Annotated in this window: 18 protein-coding genes and 3 pseudogenes; 16 read left to right on the top strand and 5 right to left on the bottom strand. The window is 42.5% G+C overall.

Features of this window, described 5'->3' with window-relative positions; translation table 11 throughout:
- Positions 1-128: 128 nt before the first annotated feature.
- Positions 129-260 (top strand): annotated as a pseudogene (locus CYK47_RS13475) (hydroxyisourate hydrolase); the annotation flags it as partial.
- Positions 261-308: 48 nt separating this feature from the next.
- Here CYK47_RS13475 and CYK47_RS13470 read toward each other — a convergent pair.
- The 3 genes from CYK47_RS13470 to CYK47_RS13460 form a co-directional block, all read right to left on the bottom strand.
- A complete protein-coding gene (locus CYK47_RS13470; protein WP_122902335.1) occupies positions 309-518 on the bottom strand; it encodes a cold-shock protein in 210 nt (69 codons plus the stop codon).
- Positions 519-861: 343 nt separating this feature from the next.
- Entirely contained in the window at positions 862-2,235 is a 1,374-nt protein-coding gene (locus tag CYK47_RS13465) for an MFS transporter (protein WP_164709207.1), read from the bottom strand.
- Positions 2,236-2,283: 48 nt separating this feature from the next.
- Positions 2,284-4,542, bottom strand: a complete 2,259-nt coding sequence (locus CYK47_RS13460; RefSeq protein WP_122902333.1) for a cytochrome P450/oxidoreductase — start codon at positions 4,540-4,542, stop codon at positions 2,284-2,286.
- Positions 4,543-4,692: 150 nt separating this feature from the next.
- Here CYK47_RS13460 and CYK47_RS13455 point away from each other — a divergent pair, with 150 nt between their 5' ends.
- Positions 4,693-5,340, top strand: coding sequence for an IclR family transcriptional regulator (locus CYK47_RS13455; RefSeq protein WP_122902332.1), 648 nt, complete (start codon positions 4,693-4,695; stop codon positions 5,338-5,340).
- 68 nt (positions 5,341-5,408) lie between these two features.
- Here the strand turns inward: CYK47_RS13455 and CYK47_RS13450 are convergent, their stop codons facing one another.
- On the bottom strand, positions 5,409-5,906 hold the full coding sequence (locus tag CYK47_RS13450) for a Dps family protein (protein WP_502697061.1): 498 nt from the start codon (positions 5,904-5,906) through the stop codon (positions 5,409-5,411).
- Between the two features lie 479 nt (positions 5,907-6,385).
- Between CYK47_RS13450 and CYK47_RS13440 the strand changes: the two genes are divergently transcribed.
- The 14 genes and pseudogenes from CYK47_RS13440 to CYK47_RS13375 form a co-directional block, all read left to right on the top strand.
- Positions 6,386-7,585, top strand: a complete 1,200-nt coding sequence (locus tag CYK47_RS13440) for an SfnB family sulfur acquisition oxidoreductase (RefSeq protein ID WP_122902329.1) — start codon at positions 6,386-6,388, stop codon at positions 7,583-7,585.
- Between the two features lie 10 nt (positions 7,586-7,595).
- A complete protein-coding gene (locus CYK47_RS13435) occupies positions 7,596-8,807 on the top strand; it encodes an SfnB family sulfur acquisition oxidoreductase (RefSeq protein WP_122902328.1) in 1,212 nt (403 codons plus the stop codon).
- On the top strand, positions 8,807-10,210 hold the full coding sequence (locus CYK47_RS13430; RefSeq protein WP_122902327.1) for an LLM class flavin-dependent oxidoreductase: 1,404 nt from the start codon (positions 8,807-8,809) through the stop codon (positions 10,208-10,210). The genes CYK47_RS13435 and CYK47_RS13430 overlap by 1 nt, the downstream gene beginning before the upstream one ends.
- On the top strand, positions 10,207-11,040 hold the full coding sequence (locus CYK47_RS13425; protein ID WP_122902326.1) for a MetQ/NlpA family ABC transporter substrate-binding protein: 834 nt from the start codon (positions 10,207-10,209) through the stop codon (positions 11,038-11,040). The genes CYK47_RS13430 and CYK47_RS13425 overlap by 4 nt, the downstream gene beginning before the upstream one ends.
- A gap of 9 nt (positions 11,041-11,049) precedes the next feature.
- Positions 11,050-11,886, top strand: a complete 837-nt coding sequence (locus tag CYK47_RS13420; protein ID WP_122902325.1) for a MetQ/NlpA family ABC transporter substrate-binding protein — start codon at positions 11,050-11,052, stop codon at positions 11,884-11,886.
- Positions 11,887-11,896: 10 nt separating this feature from the next.
- Positions 11,897-12,967, top strand: a complete 1,071-nt coding sequence (locus CYK47_RS13415) for a methionine ABC transporter ATP-binding protein (protein ID WP_122902324.1) — start codon at positions 11,897-11,899, stop codon at positions 12,965-12,967.
- Positions 12,948-13,607, top strand: coding sequence for a methionine ABC transporter permease (locus tag CYK47_RS13410; protein WP_122902323.1), 660 nt, complete (start codon positions 12,948-12,950; stop codon positions 13,605-13,607). Before CYK47_RS13415 ends, CYK47_RS13410 begins: the two co-directional genes overlap by 20 nt.
- A 994-nt stretch (positions 13,608-14,601) precedes the next feature.
- Positions 14,602-16,272: an L-lactate permease gene (lldP, locus tag CYK47_RS13405; protein ID WP_171407332.1), complete on the top strand. Its 1,671-nt coding sequence runs from the start codon at positions 14,602-14,604 to the stop codon at positions 16,270-16,272.
- Between the two features lie 23 nt (positions 16,273-16,295).
- Entirely contained in the window at positions 16,296-17,045 is a 750-nt protein-coding gene (gene lldR, locus CYK47_RS13400) for a transcriptional regulator LldR (RefSeq protein ID WP_122902321.1), read from the top strand.
- A complete protein-coding gene (gene lldD / locus CYK47_RS13395) occupies positions 17,042-18,199 on the top strand; it encodes an FMN-dependent L-lactate dehydrogenase LldD (RefSeq protein ID WP_122902320.1) in 1,158 nt (385 codons plus the stop codon). The genes lldR and lldD overlap by 4 nt, the downstream gene beginning before the upstream one ends.
- A 6-nt stretch (positions 18,200-18,205) precedes the next feature.
- Positions 18,206-19,909: a D-lactate dehydrogenase gene (dld, locus tag CYK47_RS13390; RefSeq protein ID WP_122902319.1), complete on the top strand. Its 1,704-nt coding sequence runs from the start codon at positions 18,206-18,208 to the stop codon at positions 19,907-19,909.
- Between the two features lie 185 nt (positions 19,910-20,094).
- Complete coding sequence (locus tag CYK47_RS13385; RefSeq protein WP_122902318.1) at positions 20,095-20,988, top strand: LysR family transcriptional regulator; 894 nt, start codon at positions 20,095-20,097, stop codon at positions 20,986-20,988.
- Positions 20,989-21,169: 181 nt separating this feature from the next.
- Entirely contained in the window at positions 21,170-21,886 is a 717-nt protein-coding gene (locus CYK47_RS13380) for a M48 family metalloprotease (protein WP_122902317.1), read from the top strand.
- Positions 21,887-22,146: 260 nt separating this feature from the next.
- Positions 22,147-22,848: pseudogene (locus tag CYK47_RS13375) on the top strand (hydantoinase/carbamoylase family amidase); the annotation flags it as partial.
- 7 nt (positions 22,849-22,855) lie between these two features.
- Here CYK47_RS13375 and CYK47_RS13370 read toward each other — a convergent pair.
- A pseudogene (locus CYK47_RS13370) lies at positions 22,856-22,977 on the bottom strand (IS3 family transposase); the annotation flags it as partial.

The raw sequence follows: 22,977 nt of genomic DNA, 5'->3' as shown, positions 1-22,977 counted from the left end.
CGCGACTCATGAGTGCTCGGTTATATGCGGGCCAATTGGTTGTGCGGTAGATTTTGTGTGTAGGCTTCTTCATTTGAAAATTATATCGCTGAAAAAGCCTTTACAGATAGGTTTGTGCAACAATGCCGTTTAAAGCTAAAAAGCAGCAAAGCTTCTTTCCTTAAGTGCCTGTGATTTTTCAAACTGATGGTTCTGTTGCACACTACCATATTCCGTTATTGCTCAGTCCTCATGGTTATTCCACCTATCGCGGCAATTAAACAAAAAAAAAGCCTGATCAAATGATCAGGCTCTTTTATATTACAGACTTAAAGTGCAACAATATTTACAGCGCTTGGACCTTTTTGGCCCTCAACAACACTGAAAGACACTTTTTGGCCTTCAGTTAATGTTTTGAAACCAGAACCAGTAATTTCTTTGAAGTGTGCGAATACATCTGGACCAGTTTCAGGTTGAATAAAACCAAAACCTTTAGTTTCGTTAAACCATTTTACTGTACCAGTCATAGTATTTGACATATAAAAACCTATTTAATTTCAATATTTATGCATGTGCATAAAAGAGATTTGACTTCAAAACGTATTGAGATTTTAGTTTGAGAATAGACTGCGAAGAATTAATAAATAACACACCGAAATTTAAAAAAAACACCAACCAAATATCGTTTTTATGTTGAGGCTTCATTCTAAAGTAAAACCAAGCCATATACGAGGTTTTTTTATATTTATTTGACCAACGCTCTAATTCAGCAGCAAAAATAAGCGAATTTAGCTAGACCCAGCCAGCTACTTTGCTCCAATCCAACCAAACAGTGAACACCTGCCAGTAAAAAGCCCCACTTGGGGCTTTTATTATTGCTTATTATTTCCAAATCAATGGCGACTGATTTTGTTCTGCCTCGTAACGTGATTCTAGTGGCATACCTGTACGGTCTTTGAGTAGACAGATGGCCAACACAGCTAAACCTGCTAAAGACATCAGATAAATGGTCACTAAAGTCGTTGAACCTGAAATGCCAATTAACCAAGCTGCAATCATTGGCGCAAAAGCACCACCCATGATCGAGCCAATCGCATAGGTAATCGAGATACCTGAGAAGCGAATCGATGCTGGGAACAGCTCAGTATATAAAATCGCATTGACGCCGTGAGTAAAGCCCACCCCCATCGATAAGAAGAATAATGCCAAAGCAATACCCGCATAGCTTGCAGTGTCAACCAGCGGGAAAACCACAAAGGCTGCACCTAACTGCAACAAAGTACCAATAATATAGATTTTTTTACGACCATATTTGTCAGACAACACCGCTGAGAACCACGTAAAGAATGCCCAAACTACTGCTGACAATGTCACAAGCAGTAAAATGGTCGAACGTTCTAGTGCAATTGGCCCTGCTGGATTGGTGGTATAGTTTTGAATAAAGCCACCTGTGGTCATATACCCTAAACCTGTCGTTCCTGCACATAACAATGCAGCTAAAAATACCGTAAGTTTATGCTCTTTAAACAAGGTTTTAATCGGTTGTTCATTAGTGGCTTTGCGCTGTTTAATTTCCTCAAATACTGGACTTTCACCAATGGCACGGCGAATCCAATGCCCCACCAATAACAATACAACACTGAGTAAAAAAGGAACTCGCCAGCCCCACTCTGCAAATGCTTCTCCAGGTGCAACCCATTTGGTCATAATCACTAACACCAAAGATGCCAATAACAAACCAAAAGGAATACCTAGCTGTGGATAGGAACCAAAACGACCACGTTTTTCTTTAGGCGCATGTTCTACTGCCATTAAAACCGCACCACCCCACTCACCGCCTGCAGAAATCCCTTGTAAAATACGCAATAAGATCAATAAAATAGGTGCTGCAATTCCAATACTCGCATAGGTCGGCAGTAAGCCAATTGCTACGGTTGAACCACCCATTAAGATTAAAGTGAGCACCAACATGGCACGACGACCAATTTTGTCACCATAATGGCCTGCAATAAAGGCACCTAATGGACGGAACAAAAAGCTAATCCCGACCGACGCAAACACCAACAAGGTGGCAAACAACGGCCCTGCGGGTGCAAAGAAAAGTTGGTTAAAAACTAAACCTGCGACAGCAGCATAAACAAAATAGTCATACCATTCGATGGTGGTACCGACAATTGTGGCATAAGCGACTTTGCGATCTGTACTGGTGTTGTGTTCAACTGTTTCACTCACAGTTGTGGTTACTGTTTCACTCATAGACATGTCCTCGTTGTTCCTTAACGACAGATGTTTTCATTGTTTTCTTTACAACTTAATTTTGATTTTCCCTTGACCCCGTGAACAGCAACTCATCATGCGTTGCATTGCAGCACGTTCCTGAGCAGTCAGGACTTTATCTCGATGTTCAATCTGGCCTTCTATAACCTCCACTTGGCAGCTACCACATAAGCCTTCTTGACAATCTGAACTGACCTCTAGGCCATGTTCAAGTAGACAATCCAACAAACTCTGTTGAGCAGAAACCTGTAAGGTACGCTGACTATTGAGCAGCTCTACCTCAAAAGCTTGATTATCTTGATCAAGCCCTGCTGCTGCGGCAAAGTGTTCTATCGTCAGCTCAATCTCTGGATATTGTGGTTGTAGCTGTTGTAACTCATCCAATAAACGCGCTGGTCCACATGCACATAGCTGGGTATCAGGGGCAAGACTTTGATACAATGCTGTTAAATCCAGTGCTTTTACTTGGCTAAAATAGACGACTGTTGCAGGATGTTCGGTTAAGACTTCATCCAAAAGTGGCATCTGCGCCGCATTAGGTCCCACATAGATAATCTGATAGACGCGGCCTTGTTGTTTCAGTTGATTGGCCATTGCCAGTATTGGGGTAATCCCAATTCCTGCTGCCAATAACACATGCTGTTTGGCTTCTAAATTGAGTTGGAAGAAGTTTTTTGGCCCCCGAATTTTCAGCTCGTCGCCAACTTTTAAGTGTTGATGCAACCAAGCTGAACCACCGCGACTGTTGTGTTCGTGTTTCACTACGATGCGGTAATATTTGGCGTCCATCGCTGAACACAAAGAATATTTACGTCGCAGACCATTGGGCAATTCTAGTTCGATATGCGCGCCCGCTTGCCAGCCAGGCAAGTCCGCAGCATGACTGCCCAGTTCAATACTTTTACATTCGGCATTGACCTGTTCGATGCGCTGCACCTGTACCTGACGATACAGTTGTTTACGATCGGGCGGGCCAATTTTAAAATCAACTGCGGCGCCTACTGCAGTACGGTTATTCCATTCTACCCACAAGGCTTGTGGGCCACGGAATGACGTATTGGCTAAATAGACAAACTCTTGTTCACATAACTTTAAATCAGGAAAACGGCGAGTCAGTTGTTCAAGGAAAATACAAATTTCCATGCGGCCAATGTTGCGTCCCATACATTGATGTGCACCATAACCAAAGGTTAAATGTTCTGCGCTATTATCACGCCATAAATCAATCTCGTCAGGGGCATTAAAATACCGTGGGTCTTGGTTGGCAGCAGCAGAAACTAAAAAGATTTTATCGCCTGCTTTAAAATCCACCCCATTAAAATGCGTATCTTGGGTCACTTGACGACGCCACGCCACCACCGAACCCGCATAGCGCAAACATTCCTCTACGGCCTGTGGAATCAATTCTGGTTGCTGGACTAATTTTTGCCATAACTTGGGACGCTCAAGTAACACCTTGACCGCATTGCTTGCTGCCAATGACGTGGTTTCATGTGCCGCCACCAAAATCGCCATCATCATAGAGTGCAGATAATTGTCTGTCATCACATCTGGCATGGCTTTATTTTGCGCAATCATGTCATACATCCAGCCCTGCCCTTGCGGCTGTTGTTTCATTTTCGCGAGCACTTGACCTGAATATTGCCAAAATTGCCCGACACCTTCAGCAACAACGCACTGTTCAGCCACACTTGGACGCCCCCAAGTGTTCACAGTATGGGCAACCGCAAACTTTTTCAGCTCGTGCATATCTTCTTCGGGAATACCCAAAAAATGTAGCGCCACCATTAACGGCACATCCCAAAACAGCTCGGCAACCAAATCAACTTTGTGCTTATGCTCAAATTGATCAATCTTTTGTTCAACCAACTGTTGAACAAAGTGCTTGAGCTGCTCTAGATGCTGTGGGGCAAAGGCATCCAATAAAGCACGGCGGCGCTGCATATGGACAGGCTCATCCTCATTCACCAAGGTGCGGTTCATGGCGTATTGGTATTTTTTTAAAATCGCATTCGCTTCTTGCCCATTAGGCGTGAGTTTTTCTAAGGCATTGCAGGCAGAAAATAAGATCGGATCACGAAAAATAGCTTTGACATCGGCATAGCGGGTTACCACCCAATAGCCCATTATCTCTGAGTAAAAGATTGGCAATTGCTCACGAAAATCCTGCAAAGCACGCGCAGGATCTTGCTGATATGCCTGATCAAAAAAATCAAATGTTTTGGCTGCGTCTTGCAACTGATGAAAAGGACAGCCTGCCCCTTCCTTGGCCACGTAGCTATTCATTGTTGTTATCCTTCATCCATTGTTCTAATATAGAACATCTTGTTCTAATTTATAAAATATAGCCTACTTTAAGCGCGCTTAACTTGTCAATCCATCGACAAATAAAAAGCGATACATAATTTTATAAATTAAATATATCAGAGAATCATAATGGATACACTACAAACTTTAGAAAAAGGTTTAATCACTTTAAATTATGTGGCGCAAAAAAATGCGCAGCTGAGCATTGCTGAACTTGCCAGTGCACTCAAGATCAATCGCACCACGATGTATAAGATTGTACATACCTTAGAACAGCAAGGTTTGGTGAAGGTTAACATCAGCAATCAGGTCGAATTGGCCAGCAAAGTGATTGACTTGTATAGCAGCTACAGCCGTCTCATTCCGTTACAAGCTCAAATGGTTTTGGATGAGTTAGCACAGCTGACCAATATGCCCAGCGCCTTAGTCATTGCTGAAGGGCAAGAATGTGTGGTGGTCAAGACTGCTTTTCCAGAGAATTTGTTACTCAAAATTAACTATCAACTTGGCTCAAGGCATCCAATTGGCATTGCGGCGGCAGGTCAAGTATTGGCAAGCTTATTCGACGATGCCCATCAACATAGCCAATTAGAGCAGGTACGCCAACAAGGCTATGCCTATTCACAAAATGTATTGCAACAAGGTGCAGCAGGTTTATATGTGCCGATCCCCAAACGCCACATGACCTTAGGCGTGACTCAGTTGGGCGAGATTGATATTGCACGTTATTTGCCTGTGTTACAACGTGCAGCATTGGCCTTAAGTGGCGAAGCTTAAGCTCCTCAAGCAGCAGCCAAAAAAACGACCATCTCTGGTCGTTTTTTTAGCGGATTTAAATTTCACATTTACTCTTCTAATAAGCTTCTGAGCATCCATGCGGTTTTTTCATGTACATCAAGACGCTGAGTTAATACATCCGCCGTAGGTTGATCATTGGCTGAGTCCACCACAGCAAAGATACTACGTGCTGTACGTGCCACAGCTTCATGAGCATTGACTAAAATTTGAATCATTTCGGTTGCTTTAGGTACGCCCTCTACTTCTTGAATAGACGCCAGCGCAACAAATTGTTTATAGGTACCTGGTGCTGGGAAGCCCAAGGCCCGAATACGCTCTGCAATAATATCTAAGGCATTCCATTGTTCAGTGTACTGTTGCATAAACATATTATGTAGGCTATTGAATTGTGGCCCTGTCACATTCCAATGGAAGTTATGCGTCATTAAGTACAGTGTATAACTATCCGCGAGTAAGCGTGAGAGTCCTTCTACAATTTTACTGCGATCTTCTGTTGAAATACCAATATTAATTTTGACTGACTTGGGTTGGTTTTTATTTCCCACAATATGACTCCATTTTTTATTGATTCACAGCCCAAATACCATAACATGCTTTGCGACGATCAGTATAAATAGTATACAAAAATACTGTACGTGTTGAACGATTTTCAAAACCTTACTACAAACTACTGCGTGCATTGACTGATATTTATAGACCTCTATCATCACTGTCTTAAGCATTGCTCTAGCCTTTTGTGATGTAGTGTTAAAAATTAGACTGCGGTGCTGTTTGAATTGCTGCAATTTATACATTTTTTAAGTTTAGATATCTGTTTAAAGCATATCTATGCCTGATCATAGTGTCTAAAAACCAACAGCACTCTATCTAAAAAAAGAAAAATCAATAATTTAACTTAGCATTTTTTTGATGCGACTTGTGACTTTTTTTGTTAAATACTTTTTTTGCTATTTTCTGCATAAATCGCCATTTCTCTTACAAAATGCGCTTAGTTAACGTGTCGGCATTATATAAGGAATGCTTTATGACACGTTTACATCCTCCAGCACAACATATTCACTCTGATCAAGATGCGATCCGCGCTGCTTATCAAGTAGCAGATTTGGCTTTAGCTGGTCGTAACCTGCGCGACCAACAACGCCTATTACCTTTTGATGAAATCGAGGCCTTTAGCCAACGTGGTTTGGGCGGCATGCGAATTCCGACTGCGTTTGGCGGCGCGCGGATCTCACATAAAACTTTGGCGCATGTATTTCGGATTCTCAATAAAGCCGATTCGAGTCTAGGACAAATTCCACAAAATCAAATTAGCCTCTTGTACCTGATTGAACTGATGGGGTCAGATCAACAAAAACAGTTTGTATTTGAGCAAATTTTACAAGGTAAGCGCTTGGCCAATGGTGGTCCAGAAAAAAATACCAAAGATACCAAAACAGTCGCTACACAACTTTACCTTGAAAATGGACAGCATTTTGTCGATGGGGAAAAATTTTACTCAACAGGCAGTAGCTTTGCCGATTGGCTTGCGGTGAAAGCCGTACACCCTGAGGGGCATGTGGTCTTGGTATTGCTCGATCGTTATGCACAAGGGGTAGAAGTGATTGATGATTGGAATGGTTTTGGGCAACGCACCACTTCAAGCGGTACAGTCAAACTCCAACATGTTCCGGTCGATCCGCTGTTAATTTTTGATGAGCGCATCTTAGCTGAAACGCCCAACTATCGCGGTGCTTACTCACAATTATTGCAAGTTGCGATTGATGTTGGTATTGCCGAAGCAGCTTTCGCGGATACCTTAACCGCCGTTCATAAAGCACGCCCGATTATTGACAGTGGCGTCGATAAAGCCAGCCTAGAACATTACACCTTACATGAGGTCGGGCGTCTTCATATTTTATTAGACGCAGCCATTTTACTGCTCGATGAAGCAGCAGAATATTTAGATCAGCTTGAAGCACAGGCGACAGTCAGTTTAGCAGACGCAGCACATGCCTCAATTTTAGTGGCTGAGGCTAAAGTCTATGCCAATGATGCTGCTTTACAAATTTCAGAAAAATTACTTGAACTCGGTGGCAGCCGTGCCAGCTTAAGTCAACACAATTTAGATCAACATTGGCGCAATGCCCGTGTGCATACCTTACATGATCCAGTGCGTTGGAAAATTCACGCCATTGGCAACTATTACTTAAATGGCACTTTGCCTGCACGCCATGCGTGGATTTAAGGAGAACAGCATGACCTCTTACCAAGCCATTACCCATTTAAGCAAACATGCACATGTGATCCATTCAGATCAAGAAGCTTTAGACATTGCAGCACGTTTAGCAGAACAGTTTAAAAACGGTGCGATTGCACGTGATGCTCAGCGTATTTTACCTTTTGAGCAAATTGAAGCCTATAGTCAATCAGGGCTTTGGGCCATTAGCGTACCTAAACAATATGGCGGTGCTGAAGTCTCTAGTCTTACCCTTGCTAAAGTGATTGCTCTCATGAGTGGCGTAGATGGCTCTATTGGGCAAATCCCACAAAATCACTTTTATGCGCTAGAAGTACTACGCAATACAGGAAGTGAAAAGCAAAAGAAAAAACTGTATCAAGAAGTATTACAAGGTGCACGTTTTGGTAATGCTTTGGCAGAATTTAAACCCAAAAATGCCAGCATTAAACAAACTCTCATTCAAGCCGAAGGCGAAGGTTTTGTAGTGAGCGGAGAGAAATTTTACTGTACCGGTAGCTTATTTGCACATCGCATTCCAACCTTAGTCAAAGATGCCGAACAACGCGAATTTTTAGCATTTATACCACGCCAAAGTGCCGGTCTTGAAATCATTGATGATTGGAGTGGCTTTGGTCAGCGCACCACCGGCAGTGGCACGGTTAAATTTAATCATGTGTATGTGGCAGCCGAAGATGTCATCCCCTTTGATGTGGCCTTTTCAACGCCAACTTTGGTTGGGCCAATTGCACAGATTATGCATGCTGCCATTGAAGTGGGAATTGCGCGCGCAGCTTTTGAAGAAACCTTAATACGCGTCAAGCAAGCTCGCCCATGGATTGATGCCCACGTCGATAGCGCCAGCCAAGATCCACTGACTATTTATGAAATTGGGCGTATTGCAGTCGATGTACATGCCAGCGAAGTGTTACTCAAACAAGCTGCGCAGTCGATTGATGCAGCCTATCCAGCACCTAATGCCAATAATGTCGCCAAAGCGTCCTTGGATGTGGCTAAAGTACGCGCGCATAGCTCCGACACTGCGTTAAAAGCGGCATCTAAACTGATTGAATTAGCAGGCAGCCGCGGTAGCCAACGCGATGACGGACTTGATCGTTTTTGGCGTAACGCGCGTGTGCATACCCTCCATGATGCGGCACGTTGGAAATATTACTTTATTGGTCAATTTGCTTTAAACGGCACACGACCACCACGTCGAGGAACATTGTAATGCAACACATCTTACTCAATGCCTTTGACATGAATTGTGTTGGGCATATTAATCATGGTTTATGGACCCATCCACGTGATCAATCACATCGCTTTGACGAATTAAGTTACTGGACTGATTTGGGGAAAACCCTAGAACAGGGTTTATTCGATGGCTTATTTATTGCCGACATTACCGGCTCGTATGACGTCTATCAAAACAACTTAGATTTGACCTTAAAAGAATCCATTCAGTTACCTAGCCATGATCCAAGCACTTTAGTGTCTGCCATGGCTGCGGTCACGCAGCATTTAGGCTTTGGTATTACCGTTAACTTAAGTTATGAAAACCCTTATCAATTGGCACGGCGTTTTTCCAGCTTAGATCATCTGACCCAAGGTCGGATTGGCTGGAATATCGTGACCGGTTATTTAGACAGTGCGGCGCGTTTGGTCGGTCAAAGCGCATTAACTGAACATGACTTACGTTATGCCCAAGCCGAAGAGTTTTTAACCTTATGCTATAAGTTTTGGGAAGGTTCTTGGCAAGAAGATGCAGTTAAAAAAGATAAAGCTGCACGTATTTTTACTGATCCAAGTAAAGTCCATGCCATTTCTCATCATGGTCAGTTTTATCAAAGCCACGGTGTGTTTCAAGTGGCACCCTCTAAACAACGTACTCCGGTTTTATTCCAAGCTGGTGCTTCAAGCCGTGGCTTGAGCTTTGCCACCCAACATGCCGAAGCAATGTTTATTGGTGCTGACACCCCAGAAAAAGTCCGTAAGCAAGTACTCAATATTCGTGACTTAGCGCAGCAACAAGGTCGTGACCCTGCCTTACTGAAACTATTTGTGGGCATTAGCGTCATTACTGCCGAAACCGATGCCCTCGCACAAGAAAAATTTGCCGAATATTGTCGCTATGCCAGTCCAGAAGCGGGTCTTGCACATTTTTCGAGCTCTATTGGTATGGATTTATCGCGTTTTCAGGAGCATGAAGCTATTCCTTATCAAAAGACCAATAGCATTGCCTCAGTCAACCAACACTTTAAACAACAAAGCGTAAGCATTGCTGATTTAAAACAACAACATGTCTTAGGTGGACGTTATCCACTATTTATTGGCAGTGGCGCAAGCATCGCAGAACAGTTGATTACTTATTTAGACGAAACTGGCATTGATGGTTTTAACCTAACGCGTACCGTTGCGCCTGAATCACACCATGATTTTATCCGTTATGTGATTCCAGAATTACAACAACGCGGCCGCTATAAAACCGCCTATCAGGACGGTAGCTTACGCCATAAGTTGATCGGTCAAGGAGATCGTTTACCCAGCACACATCCGGTACAAGCCTATCGTATTGATCAAAACATCGCTTCACAACAACCGATTAGCGCATACTTTTTAGGATTGAGTACATGACAACGCAAACAAACAAAAACAAACTCATTACGATCGGCGTAATTGTCGCAGCCGTAATCTTAGGCTTAAGCTTTTGGAGCATCAACAAAAATAAAGCCAACGAACAATTGGTAATTGGCATTAGCCCATCCTTCGCCAAACCATTACAAGTAGCTGCTGAGGAAGCCAAAGCGCAAGGCGTAGATGTCAAATTGGTGGAGTTTTCTGACTGGAACACGCCCAACATTACCTTAAACCATGGTGATATTGATGCCAACTTCTTCCAGCATCAGCCATTTTTAGACAATGCCAAAAAGGAAACTGACTTTAAAATTAAAGCCTTTGCCAAAGGGGCAGCAACACATGTCGGTTTATATTCAAAGAAATATCAAAGCTTTGATCAATTACCACAAGGCGGCACAGTGGCCATTCCCAATGACCCCGTCAACCAAGGCCGCGCGCTGCAGTTATTACAGCAAGCTGGTTTAATTACACTCAAAGATCAAAATGACTATTTAGCTAAAGTCAGTGATATCGCACAAAATCCTAAAAACTTTAAGTTTATTGAAGTAGAAGGTCCACAAACTGCACGCGCGATTGATGATGTCGATTTAGCTTTTGGCTATCCACACTATTTACGTATGGCGAAAACTGCCGATCCTGAGCAAGCACTATTATTTGATGACAACACCAATACCCGTTATGCAATTTTATTTGCAGTGCGTGAGGACTACCAAGATAAAGGTGACAAATTGGCTAAATTTGTACAGGTGTATCAAAACTCACCTAAAGTCAAAGCCGCTTTAGATGCTGACTTTGGTCGCAAGCTTTGGTTCCCAGGCTGGAAATAAGAGGTAACCATGGCATTTACAACAAAGAAAAAGGCACTGATTTGGGGACTAGGGGTGATTGCTGTTTTAGCAGCACTGACAGGCTATCGTCTCAATACATCACAGTCTCAAGATCAAGTCTTGACGATTGGCATTAGCCCCCCTTATGCCGAGTTATTACAAAGTGTGGCGGATGAGGTTAAAGCACAAGGGATTGAAGTCAAACTCGTCGAGTTTTCTGATTGGCATGCGCCGAATGTCGCGGTACAAAATGGCGATATTGATGCCAACTTTTTCCAGCAAACTTTCTTTTTAAATAACGCCATTAAAGAAAGTGGTTATCAGTTACATCCCTTTGCCATCGGCAGTGGTAGCCATGTGGGGTTATATTCCAAGAAATATCAATCTTTAGCAGCGTTGCCTGATGCTGCGCGAGTGGTAATTCCAAATGACCCTGTGAATTTAGCCCGCGCTTTAGTGCTGTTGCACCGTGCAGGCTTAATTGAACTTAAAGAAACAGATTTAGAAAAAAAGCTGTCAACGGTGCGTGACATTGCCAAAAACCCTAAGAATCTACAGTTTATTGAAGTCGAAGGGCCACAAACAGCACATGCCCTAAATGATGCCGATTTAGCTTTTGGTTATCCACATTACTTAAAACTAGCCAAAGCCATTGATCCTAAAGACGCTTTGGTTTTAGACCCTATTGATCAACGTTTCGCAATTTTATTTGTCACGCGTCAGGATTATCAAGACAAACAACAAAAACTGGCAACCTTTGTCAAAACCTTTCAATCCTCGAGCAAAGTACGCGAAATTTTAGATCGTGATTTTGGTCAAGGCTTATGGTTTGCAGGCTGGAAATAAGGAGAACAACATGGTGAGTTTTGGCGCACAAGTAGAATTTGCCCTACCGCATATTAAAATTCGCGATTTAAATAAATACTATGATGTGCAAGGCCGTCAGGTACATGCTTTAAAAAACATTCAACTCGATATTCCAAAAGGTAAAATTTTTGGCATCATTGGTAAAAGTGGTGCCGGTAAATCTTCCTTGATTCGTACCTTAAATGGCTTAGAAAGTATTAGCTCGGGCAGTATTCATATTCATGAGCAAAATTTGGCTGAACTGAATCATCAAGATTTAATTGGCTTGCGCCAACGTATTGGCATGATTTTCCAGCATTTTAATTTAATGTCGGCTAAAACTGTGTGGGGCAATGTCGCGCTACCTTTAAAAATTGCCGGCGTGGCTCATGAGCAAATTAAAGCCCGTGTTGATGAAGCGTTAAGCTTAGTGGGCCTTAGCGACAAAGCCGAGCATTATCCATCGCAGCTGTCAGGTGGACAAAAACAACGTGTCGGGATTGCTCGCGCACTGGTACATCATCCAGAAATTTTGCTCTGTGATGAAGCCACTTCTGCGCTTGACCCTGAAAGCACTTCGGTCGTGTTGGGCTTACTAAAAGAAATTAATCAAAAGTTAGGGCTCACCATTGTTTTAATCACACATGAAATGCAAGTGATTCGAGAAATTTGCGATGAAGTGGTGGTGATTGATGGGGGTGAAATTGTTGAAGCCGGTCAAGTATGGCGGGTATTTTCACGCCCACAGCAAGCCATTACTCAAGAGTTACTCAGCTTAGAGCAACTTGATCTACCTTTTGCCCTGCATTCATCTCCGTATCAGGATGACACGCATCGCATTTTAAAACTTCGTTATGAAGCCAGTAGCCAACAAGCACCTGATTTGACCCAGATTTTTGCTGCATTTTCACAGCCGGTACAATTATTACAAAGCCATATTGATCATATTCAAGGGCATTTAATTGGTGCCATGCTCATTGCTGTAGAAGGTACGCACATAAATATCAATCAGTTAAAACAACAATTACAACCCCATGTTGCAGCAGTAGAGGAACTTGGCTATGCACGACCAACTTATTGATTTACTCCTCACCGGTACGATTGATACCTTACTTATGGTCGGTGTATCGGCAATTATGGCTTTCCTGATTGGTTTGCCTATGGCAGTGGTTTTGGTCAGTACCTCAACACATGGCATTTATCCTTCACCAAGCATTAACCAAGCCTTAGGTTGGGTGGTAAATATTACCCGTTCTATTCCATTTTTAATTTTGATGGTGGCACTCATTCCACTGACGCGTTTAATTGTCGGCACCAGTTATGGCGTGTGGGCGGCTGTGGTACCTCTCACCCTTGCCGCAACACCATTTTTTTCCCGTATTGCTGAAGTTAGCTTACGCGAAGTCGATCAAGGTTTGATTGAGGCGGCACAAGCAATTGGCTGTAACCGTAAACAAATTATTTGGCATGTATTATTACCAGAAGCACTGCCCGGTATTGTGGCTGGCTTTACCGTCACTATTGTGACCATGATTAACTCATCAGCCATTGCCGGTGCGATTGGTGCCGGTGGTTTAGGCGACATCGCCTATCGCTATGGTTATCAGCGTTTTGATATGCAAATGATGCTGGCAGTGATTGTCGTGCTGGTGATTTTGGTCATGTTTGTACAAGCCACAGGTGATCATGTTGCCAAACATCTTGATAAACGTAAATTATAGAAAAAATCCCCTCAACTGAGGGGCTCTTCTTTAATAAAACAGTTGACCAATTTTGTAGACTAAAATCATCATCCCCATGGCTGATGCTGATAATACGCTTAGCTCCGCGATGCTCATTGTTTATCCTCCTTAATTGACGCCGTTGTATTTGTTTTACGTCAAATTCAGTATAGCTATAAAAACAAAAAATTACAAAATATAGGTGAAATATCTATAATTTTTACTTAAAAACACTTTAATTATGTTCATTATCATTTTTTATTTTTATATTACTTTATCACTTACTTAAAATAAAAAATATAAAACTTTGTTTTTTAATTATTTTTTAAATAAGTCGCATAATAATTTCATCACTTAGCTCATGGCTAAAGCTGATAAAAACATCACTATTCTTTTAAATGACGCATTTAGGCACGGGTTCATTCATGCTGATCTGGTTCAAATCTTAAAAATAACAGTGCTATAAGCAAATTTAATTGCCTTTATGTCAGTGCCAAAATTACAAATAATGCAGAATTTTAAATTATCAAGAAAAAATGAGACTTAAATCACAGTGTAAAATTATGTTAAACAGTCACATTTAAACGAAAAAAATTGCGTTACTCGCAAAAGCATCTAATTTTAACCCTACTGAGCTAAACAATATCACGCTTAGTTTAGTGGATATATATAAGCACATACCGCACTGGGTTTAGCCTTAATTTCACCTGTACGACTAAAGTTGCAGATCCAACACCCCCTCCGCCAATTGCTTAAAAAACCACGTAATTGGCGATTTTTAATCATTTTTTAAACAGCAATCTCAGACCAAATAGGTAAATTTACCCCTAAAATTGGTATTACCAATTTAAAAATGTTAACCCAATATTGCAAAAAATCCACTTTAAAAATATTATCTCTGCTTAAATTGGAATAAATAGCCAATTTTTAAGGTAAATTGGTCATACCAATTTTAAATTAATCATGTTTTTGTACTCGCAAGCATTTCAAGGAGATGACAATGCTGCAACAGTGGCAACAGATTTACGATCCAATGGGCAATATTTGGCTTTCTAGCGCAATTGCCCTTATTCCGATTATCTTTTTCTTCTTAGCCTTAGCGGTTTTTCGTATGAAAGGCAGCGTTGCGGGTACGATGACTGTCGTATTGGCTTTACTCGTTTCGCTGTTTGCTTATGACATGCCAATTGCGATGGCGTTTGCATCGCTTGGCTACGGTTTCTTGTATGGCTTATGGCCAATTGCTTGGATTATTCTAGGCGCTTTATTTTTATATAAAATTTCAGTTAAAACTGGTCAATTTGACATTATTCGTTCTTCGATTTTGTCGATTACTGAAGACCAACGTTTACAAATGCTATTGGTCGGCTTTGCTTTTGGTACCTTCTTAGAAGGTGCGGCAGGCTTTGGTGCACCAGTGGCGATTACTGCGGCGTTATTGGTCGGTTTAGGTTTTAAACCGCTTTATGCAGCAGGTCTTTGCCTGATTGTAAATACGGCACCAGTGGCCTTCGGCGCTATGGGGATTCCAATTATTGTTGCAGGGCAAGTCTCTGGTGTAGACACCATGGAAATCAGCCAAATGGTGGGGCGTCAATTGCCATTTATGGTGCCAATTGTCCTGATTTGGATTATGGCGATTATGGATGGCTGGCGTGGTGTGAAAGAAACTTGGCCTGCAATCTTTGTTGGTGGCGGTTCATTTGCGTTAGCGCAATATTTAACCTCTAACTTTGTTGGTCCAGAATTACCAGATATTACCGCAGCGATTGCCGCTTTGGTCAGCTTAACCATCTTGCTAAAATACTGGCAACCCAAACATATTTTCCGTTTTAAAGATGAAGATGCACAAGTTGACTCAAATATTTTAGCAGATGCCAATAAAAAATATAGCATTGGCCAAATTGCCAAAGCATGGTCGCCATTTGCAATTTTAACCGCGATGGTCACCCTGTGGAGTATTAAACCCTTTAAAGATTTGTTTGTTAAAGGCGGTCCACTCGAACACTTGGTATTCTCTTTTGAAGTGCCATATTTACATCAAATGATTCAAAAGCTGCCGCCTGTCGTGCCTGCGATCAAAGATTATGACGCGATTTATAAATTTGATTGGCTCTCTGCAACAGGTACCGCCATTTTTATTGCAGCGATCATTACCATGCTGTATTTAAAAATGAAGCCCCGCGATGCAGTAAGCACCTTTGCGGAAACCTTTAAAGATTTAAAAACGCCAATCTATTCAATTGGTATGGTGCTGTCATTTGCCTTTATCGCCAACTACTCAGGTATGTCAGCAACGCTAGCATTAGCCTTGGCGCATACGGGTGATGCTTTTGTGTTCTTCTCACCATTCTTAGGTTGGGTTGGGGTGTTTTTAACAGGTTCAGACACTTCTGCCAATGCCTTGTTCTCTGCTTTACAAGCCACAACTGCGCAGCAAATTGGTGTGCCAGAAGTGTTATTGGTGGCCGCCAATACCAGTGGTGGGGTGACCGGTAAAATGATTTCACCGCAATCAATTGCCATTGCCTGTGCTGCAGTTGGTTTAGTAGGTAAAGAATCCGATTTATTCCGCTTTACCGTGAAACACAGTATCGTGTTTACCATCATGATCGGTATTATTATCACCTTACAAGCATATGTCTTCCCATGGATGATTCCATAAGTGGCAATTAAGGTGATTCAGGTATGAAAGTTTCCGAAAAAGTGGTGCAAAGTTTAAAAACTTTGGTTGAGACCCAACAACTACAGGTCGGAGATCGACTGCCTGCGGAGCGTAAATTATGTGAGCAGCTTGGGGTTTCGCGTTCATCCTTACGCGAAGCCATCCAGCAACTGGTCAGCCAAGGTATGCTGTATAGCCGCATGGGTGCGGGTAATTATTTACAGCAATTACCACAGCACTGGTCACAGCAGCAAATTGTACAACCGATTAGCCATTTAATGGATGAAGATCCAGCATATCGTTTTGATGTACAAGAGGCACGTTTGATTTTAGAAGGTGGCTGTGCATGGCATGCAGCAACGCGCGCGACACCTGAAGATTTAGCCAATATCCGCCGTTGCTATGACAAGATTAGCCATTTTCAAGCCTTAGCCGATGATCATCAAGCTGCGAAAGCCGATGCTGAATTTCATTTGGCTATTGCCGAAGCCTCACATAATTTAGTGCTGATTCAAATGATGCGCAGTCTATTTGATCTGCTGGAATATAACGTGGTATTGGGCCGCCGTAAGGTCTATACCGAGCATAATCGTTACGATCAACTGCGTGACCAACATTTTCAGGTGATGCATGCCATTGAACAACGTGACCCAGAGGCTGCACGCCAAGCCGTATGTGGACACATCGAATATGTCATTGAACAAGTGCGTGCGATTGACGAAGCCGATGCGCGTCGTCAACGTGCGAGTCGATTAAACAGGATCTCATTATGATTATCTCTTCTGCAAATGATTACCGTGAAGCCGCGCGTCGTCGCTTGCCGCCTTTTTTATTTCATTATATTGACGGTGGCGCTTATGCAGAATATACCTTAAAGCGTAACGTTGAAGATTTATCGCAAATTGCCTTACGTCAACGTGTATTGAATGACATGTCACAATTGTCATTAGAAACCAAACTTTTTGATGAAAATTTGTCAATGCCCGTAGCACTGTCACCTGTTGGATTAACAGGCATGTATGCACGCCGTGGTGAAGTGCAAGCCGCTGTTGCAGCAGACAAAAAAGGCATTCCTTTTACCTTATCGACCGTGTCTGTCTGCCCAATTGAAGAAGTTGCACCGGCCATTCAACGCCCAATGTGGTTCCAGTTATATGTACTACGTGACCGTGGCTTTATGAAAAATGCCTTGGAACGTGCTAAAGCTGCGGGTTGTTCAACACTCGTCTTTACGGTCGATATGCCAGTTCCGGGTGCACGTTACCGTGATGCTCATTCAGGGATGAGTGGCCCCAATGCAGCAATGCGTCGTTATATGCAATCGTGTCTACATCCACATTGGGCATGGAATGTCGGCATGATGGGGCGTCCACATGATCTTGGCAATATTTCCAAATACTTAGGTAAACCGACTGGGCTTGAAGATTATATTGGCTGGTTAGGTGCCAATTTTGACCCTTCAATTTCATGGAAAGATTTAGAATGGATTCGTGATTATTGGGATGGGCCAATGGTGATTAAAGGCATTTTAGATCCGGAAGATGCCAAAGATGCAGTACGTTTTGGTGCCGATGGGATTGTGGTGTCCAATCACGGCGGTCGTCAGTTAGATGGCGTACTTTCATCTGCACGCGCCCTGCCTCCGATTGCCGATGCAGTGAAAGGTGATCTGACCATTTTAGCCGATTCAGGGGTGCGTAACGGTCTAGACGTGGTGCGTATGTTAGCCCTCGGTGCAGATACCTGTATGCTCGGCCGTGCCTTTGTGTATGCCTTAGGCGCTGCAGGCGGTGCAGGTGTGAGCAATTTACTCGATCTGATTGACAAAGAAATGCGCGTTGCGATGACCTTAACCGGTGCACGTACGATTGCCGATATCACTGAAGATTGCTTAGTAAAATTAGACCGCGAATTAAAACAAGGATAAGTCAACATGCATGCTCAAGCTGGCTTTAATGCTCAAGATACGTTAAAACAACTGCAACATGTAGTGGGTAAAACCCATGTACTCACCGATGATCAAGATACGCGTTTATATCGGCAAGGTCGTCGTTATGGTGCCGGTGAAGTATTTGCTGTGGTGAGTCCTGGTAGCCTGCTTGAGCAATGGCGTGTGTTAGAAATTGCCGTCGCTGCCGATTGCATTGTAATTATGCAAGCGGCTAACACCGGTTTAACCGGTGGTTCTACCCCATTTGGCGATGATTATGATCGTCCTATCGTGTTAATGAGCACACGGCGTTTACAAGGCGTTCAGGTCATTAATGATGCCAAACAAGTAGTGTGTTTACCTGGTGCCACCTTAGATACTTTAGAAAAACAACTCGCGCCTCATGGCCGTGAACCGCATTCTGTCATTGGCTCGTCATGTATTGGTGCCTCTGTCTTAGGTGGCGTATGTAACAACTCAGGCGGTGCTTTAGTGCGCCGTGGCCCTGCCTATACCGAACTGGCCTTATATGCACGCGTCAATGAACAAGGTCAATTAGAACTGATTAACCATTTGGGCATTGATTTAGGTCATAGCCCCGAAGAGATTTTAACCCGCCTCGAACGTGGGGATTACCAAGCCCAAGATATTCAACAAGACGAGCATCGCTGTGGTTCAGACCGTCATTATCAACATGATGTCTGTCAGGTAGATGCCGATACCCCAGCGCGCTTTAATGCCAACCCATCACGTTTATTCGAAGCATCAGGCTCTGCCGGTAAAGTCTGCGTATTTGCGGTACGTCTCGATACCTTTGAAAAAATTCCAAGCCAAGTCTTTTATGTCGGCACCAATTCACAAGAAGATTTAACTGCCATTCGTCGTTTTTTACTCACTGATTTACCGCGTTTACCCATTGCGGGTGAATATATTCACCGGGTAGCCTATGACATTGGCGCCAAATATGGCAAAGACAGTTTCCTATTTATTGAAAAATTTGGTACTGCCAAAGTTCCTGCCGCTTTTGCCATGAAAGATAAAGTCGATGGCTACTTAAATAAATGGGGTATGCGCGGTTTAAGCGATAAAATCTTACAGTTGGTCACCAAATTTTTACCGTCCCATTTGCCTAAACGCATGAATGATTTCCGCGATTTATACGAACATCATTTAATTTTGCGGATTGAAAATCAAGACGTCGAGCAAGTGAATCGCTTTTTAAAGCAGTATTTTGGCGCCATGCAAAGTGGTCATTACTTCTTATGTGATGAAGATGAAGGACGCAAAGCCTTTTTACACCGTTTTGCGGTTGCCGGTGCTGCCATTCGTTACCGTGATACCCATCTAGATGAAGTCGAAGATATTGTCGCCCTAGATATTGCCCTACGTCGTAATGACCGTGAATGGGTGGAAACATTGCCTGCCGAGATGGACGACAAAATCATCCACAAATTGTATTACGGGCATTTTATTTGCCATGTATTCCATCAAGATTATATTGTCAAAAAAGGCGTTGATCCTTTAAAAATGGAACATGCGATGTGGAAACTACTGGATCAACGTGGGGCTGAATATCCTGCTGAACATAATGTCGGACATTTATATGTGGCAAAGCCAGCCCTTAAGCAGCACTATCAACACCTAGATCCAACCAATCGCTTTAACGTTGGCATTGGCCATACCTCCAAACGTAAATATTGGCAGTAATGTCAATCTCGTGACTCAAAGGATAATTTTTATATAATTGAGTCATCGCATTGAGGCTGTATTCTCGGGTCTGTGATACAGCCTCTATTTTTTACTAAATGTTGAAAACTTACCCAATGTTCAAGCCACAATTCAGTTAAAATATTGATCTTACATCAACAAAACTCGTCGGGAGATGAAACTCAATGTTTGAACTGGATTTCAAGCTACTCAGTATTTTTTATCATATTTATAAATTTAAAAGTGTTTCCGCCACTGCAGATCATTTAGCCTTAAGCCAACCTGCGGTGAGTAACTTACTGAATAAAATTCGCCACTATTATCAAGATCCATTATTTGTACGCATTGGCAATGAGATGGTGCCCACGGAGCTATCCAAACAGCTATTTCCTTTGGTCAGTGAAGTACTCAGTAAAGTTGAAGTGATTCAAAACTATACCGTGCAGTTTGATCAAATGAATTCGCAACAACAATTTACTATTGCCATGACCGATGTCGCACACTTGGTTTTGTTACCCCAGATTTCGCAATATCTAAAAAAACATGCACCTAAAGTAAAACTCAACGTGCGTGCGATGACCTCAGAAACCAGCTATCAAATGGCCAATGGGGAAATTGACCTCGCGATGGGCTTTTTACCACATCTTGAAAATGGCTTTTATCAACAAAAACTTTTTGAGCAGCATTATGTGGTGATTTCCGCTAAAAATCATCCGCGCTTAAAAGGCGACACTTTAACGATCGAAGAATATTTACAAGAATCACATATTGATATTGATGCAGGCATTGGACATTACCATATTGAAAACGAATTGCTCAAACTCGGGGTAAAGCGCGACTTTCTGATGCGTCTACCCAGCTATTTAGGTGTAGGTTTAGTAGTTCAAGAAACCGAGGCCATTGCCACTGTGCCTTATTACTTAAGTGAAGTATTGTTAGCACGTGGAAATCTTAAAATTTTGCAAGCACCTATTGCCTTTCCGACCTATGCCATTAAACAATATTGGCATCTGTCTTCGCATCATAAAACCAGTCATGAATGGCTGCGTCATATGTGTTATGAAGTTTTAGTAAGATAAAAAATATATAACTGTATAGATAATCGCTCTAATTAGGAATCACCTGAAATTTGTTTAAAATTCAACCACATGTAAATTTAGAAATATATTGAAATATGTTTTTAACGCTTAGCATAGTGACTATAAATATAAAATAACTATGATAACCAGCTCCTGTTTTTAGGTGGCTTTAATTTTTTTTATGTTTTCTCCTCTGTTTAAAATCTTCTCAACTGCGTTATTTGGTTTTACGCTTGTCGGTTGTATGCAAACTACACAGCTGCACGGTACTGAGCGTCAACAATTGATCATGATTCCAGAGAAAATATGGCACCACAATGCAGACAAAGCCTATCAAGAGGTGCTGGATGATTTGACTGAAAATGGCACGATTATTTATGATCAGCGCCTCACTAAAATTATGCAAAAACTACAACCTATGGCCTATGAATACCGTCCTGATTCACGTCATTGGAATTGGCAAATTAGTGCCGTGATGAGTAACAAACTCAATGCCCATGGTTTTGCTGGGGGTAAGGTACTTTTGCATCAAGGCATCTATTGGAGCTTAAATCTCAACGATGATGAGCTGGCCTATGTGATTGCACATGAAATGGCACATTCTTTACGTGAACATAGCCGTGAACGTGTCAGCACTGGACTGCTACTTGGGCCATTAGCAGCACTTAAACAAGGCGGTAAGTCTATGAGCGCCACTCTTGAACAAGAGGCCGACTTAATAGGTGTAGAGATGATTAAAAAAGCAGGCTATAACCCTGCGGCAGCGATGAGCTTTTGGGAAAAATACCAACAGGAAAGTAGCCGCCGCGCCCAAAATGGTGGTGATGCACCTTTAATGACACAAAGTTTTATGCAGCAACGTATTCAGGCCATTGAGACCCGCTTAGCCAGTTTATAATGCTTGGCTCCTAAGCCAAACATCTCCTATTAAAATATCTAAATGTTTAACGCACGAAAATGCCTTATTTTTGTGCGTTTTTTCATTTTTTGCCCTTCATTTGCACCAACCACTGCAAATAAACCCATTAATCTCTAGGCTTTTGCCCTGTATTTAAACCCATAAGTTTTACTAATAGTTAGGCTTAGAAAATATTGTTTGCTTGTCTAAAAATAAACAGGTTATGTTAAGTAACAGAATAAAAATGAGTGAGAATAAGAATGCAAATTAACGCTGCACGTTTATGGCAAAGTTTAATGGATATGGCACAAGTCGGCGCGACAGAATTCGGCGGAAGTTCACGTTTGGCACTCAGTGATGAAGATATCGCAGGTCGTGCTTTACTGTTGCAATGGGCACGCGACTTAGGCTTCAGCATCGGCTATGATGCCGTGGGTAATTTATTTATACGCCGTGAAGGCAGCCAAGATTTAGCCCCAATTGTCATGGGCAGTCATTTAGATACTCAGCCCAAAGGCGGCCGTTTTGATGGAATTTATGGGGTCTTGGCAGGCTTTGAGGTATTACGCACCTTGCATGAGCACAATATTGTGCACCTTCATCCAATTGAAGTGGCGGTATGGACCAATGAAGAAGGTTCACGTTTTGCTCCTGCCATGATGGGTTCTGCGGCTTTTATCGGTAAAATTGGGTTGCGAGATGTACTGGCAACCACAGACAAGCATGGCATCAGTGTCGGTCAAGAATTACAACGCCACCAACAACAAGGTGATTTAGCCTTAGGACGTCCGTTTAGTGCCTATTATGAAGCGCATATTGAACAAGGACCCATTTTAGAAGCCAATCAATGTGAGATTGGTGTGGTGACAGGCGGACAAGGTATTTTATGGCTCAATGCCAAGACCATTGGCACAGCCGCCCATGCGGGTACTACCCCAATGCATATGCGCCATGACAGTATGACTGATCCTAGACAGTATCGTGGACAACAAATCCCTCTAAATTCTTAAAATATTTCTGTTCAAAGGCTTCTGGGCTTAACCAGCCGTTTGCGGAATGCCTTCTGACCCGATTGTAATAAATCTCAATAT

This window comes from Acinetobacter sp. B51(2017) (assembly GCF_003711395.1).
GTDB lineage: Bacteria > Pseudomonadota > Gammaproteobacteria > Pseudomonadales > Moraxellaceae > Acinetobacter.
This window is presented reverse-complemented; position numbering and strand designations above follow the sequence as displayed.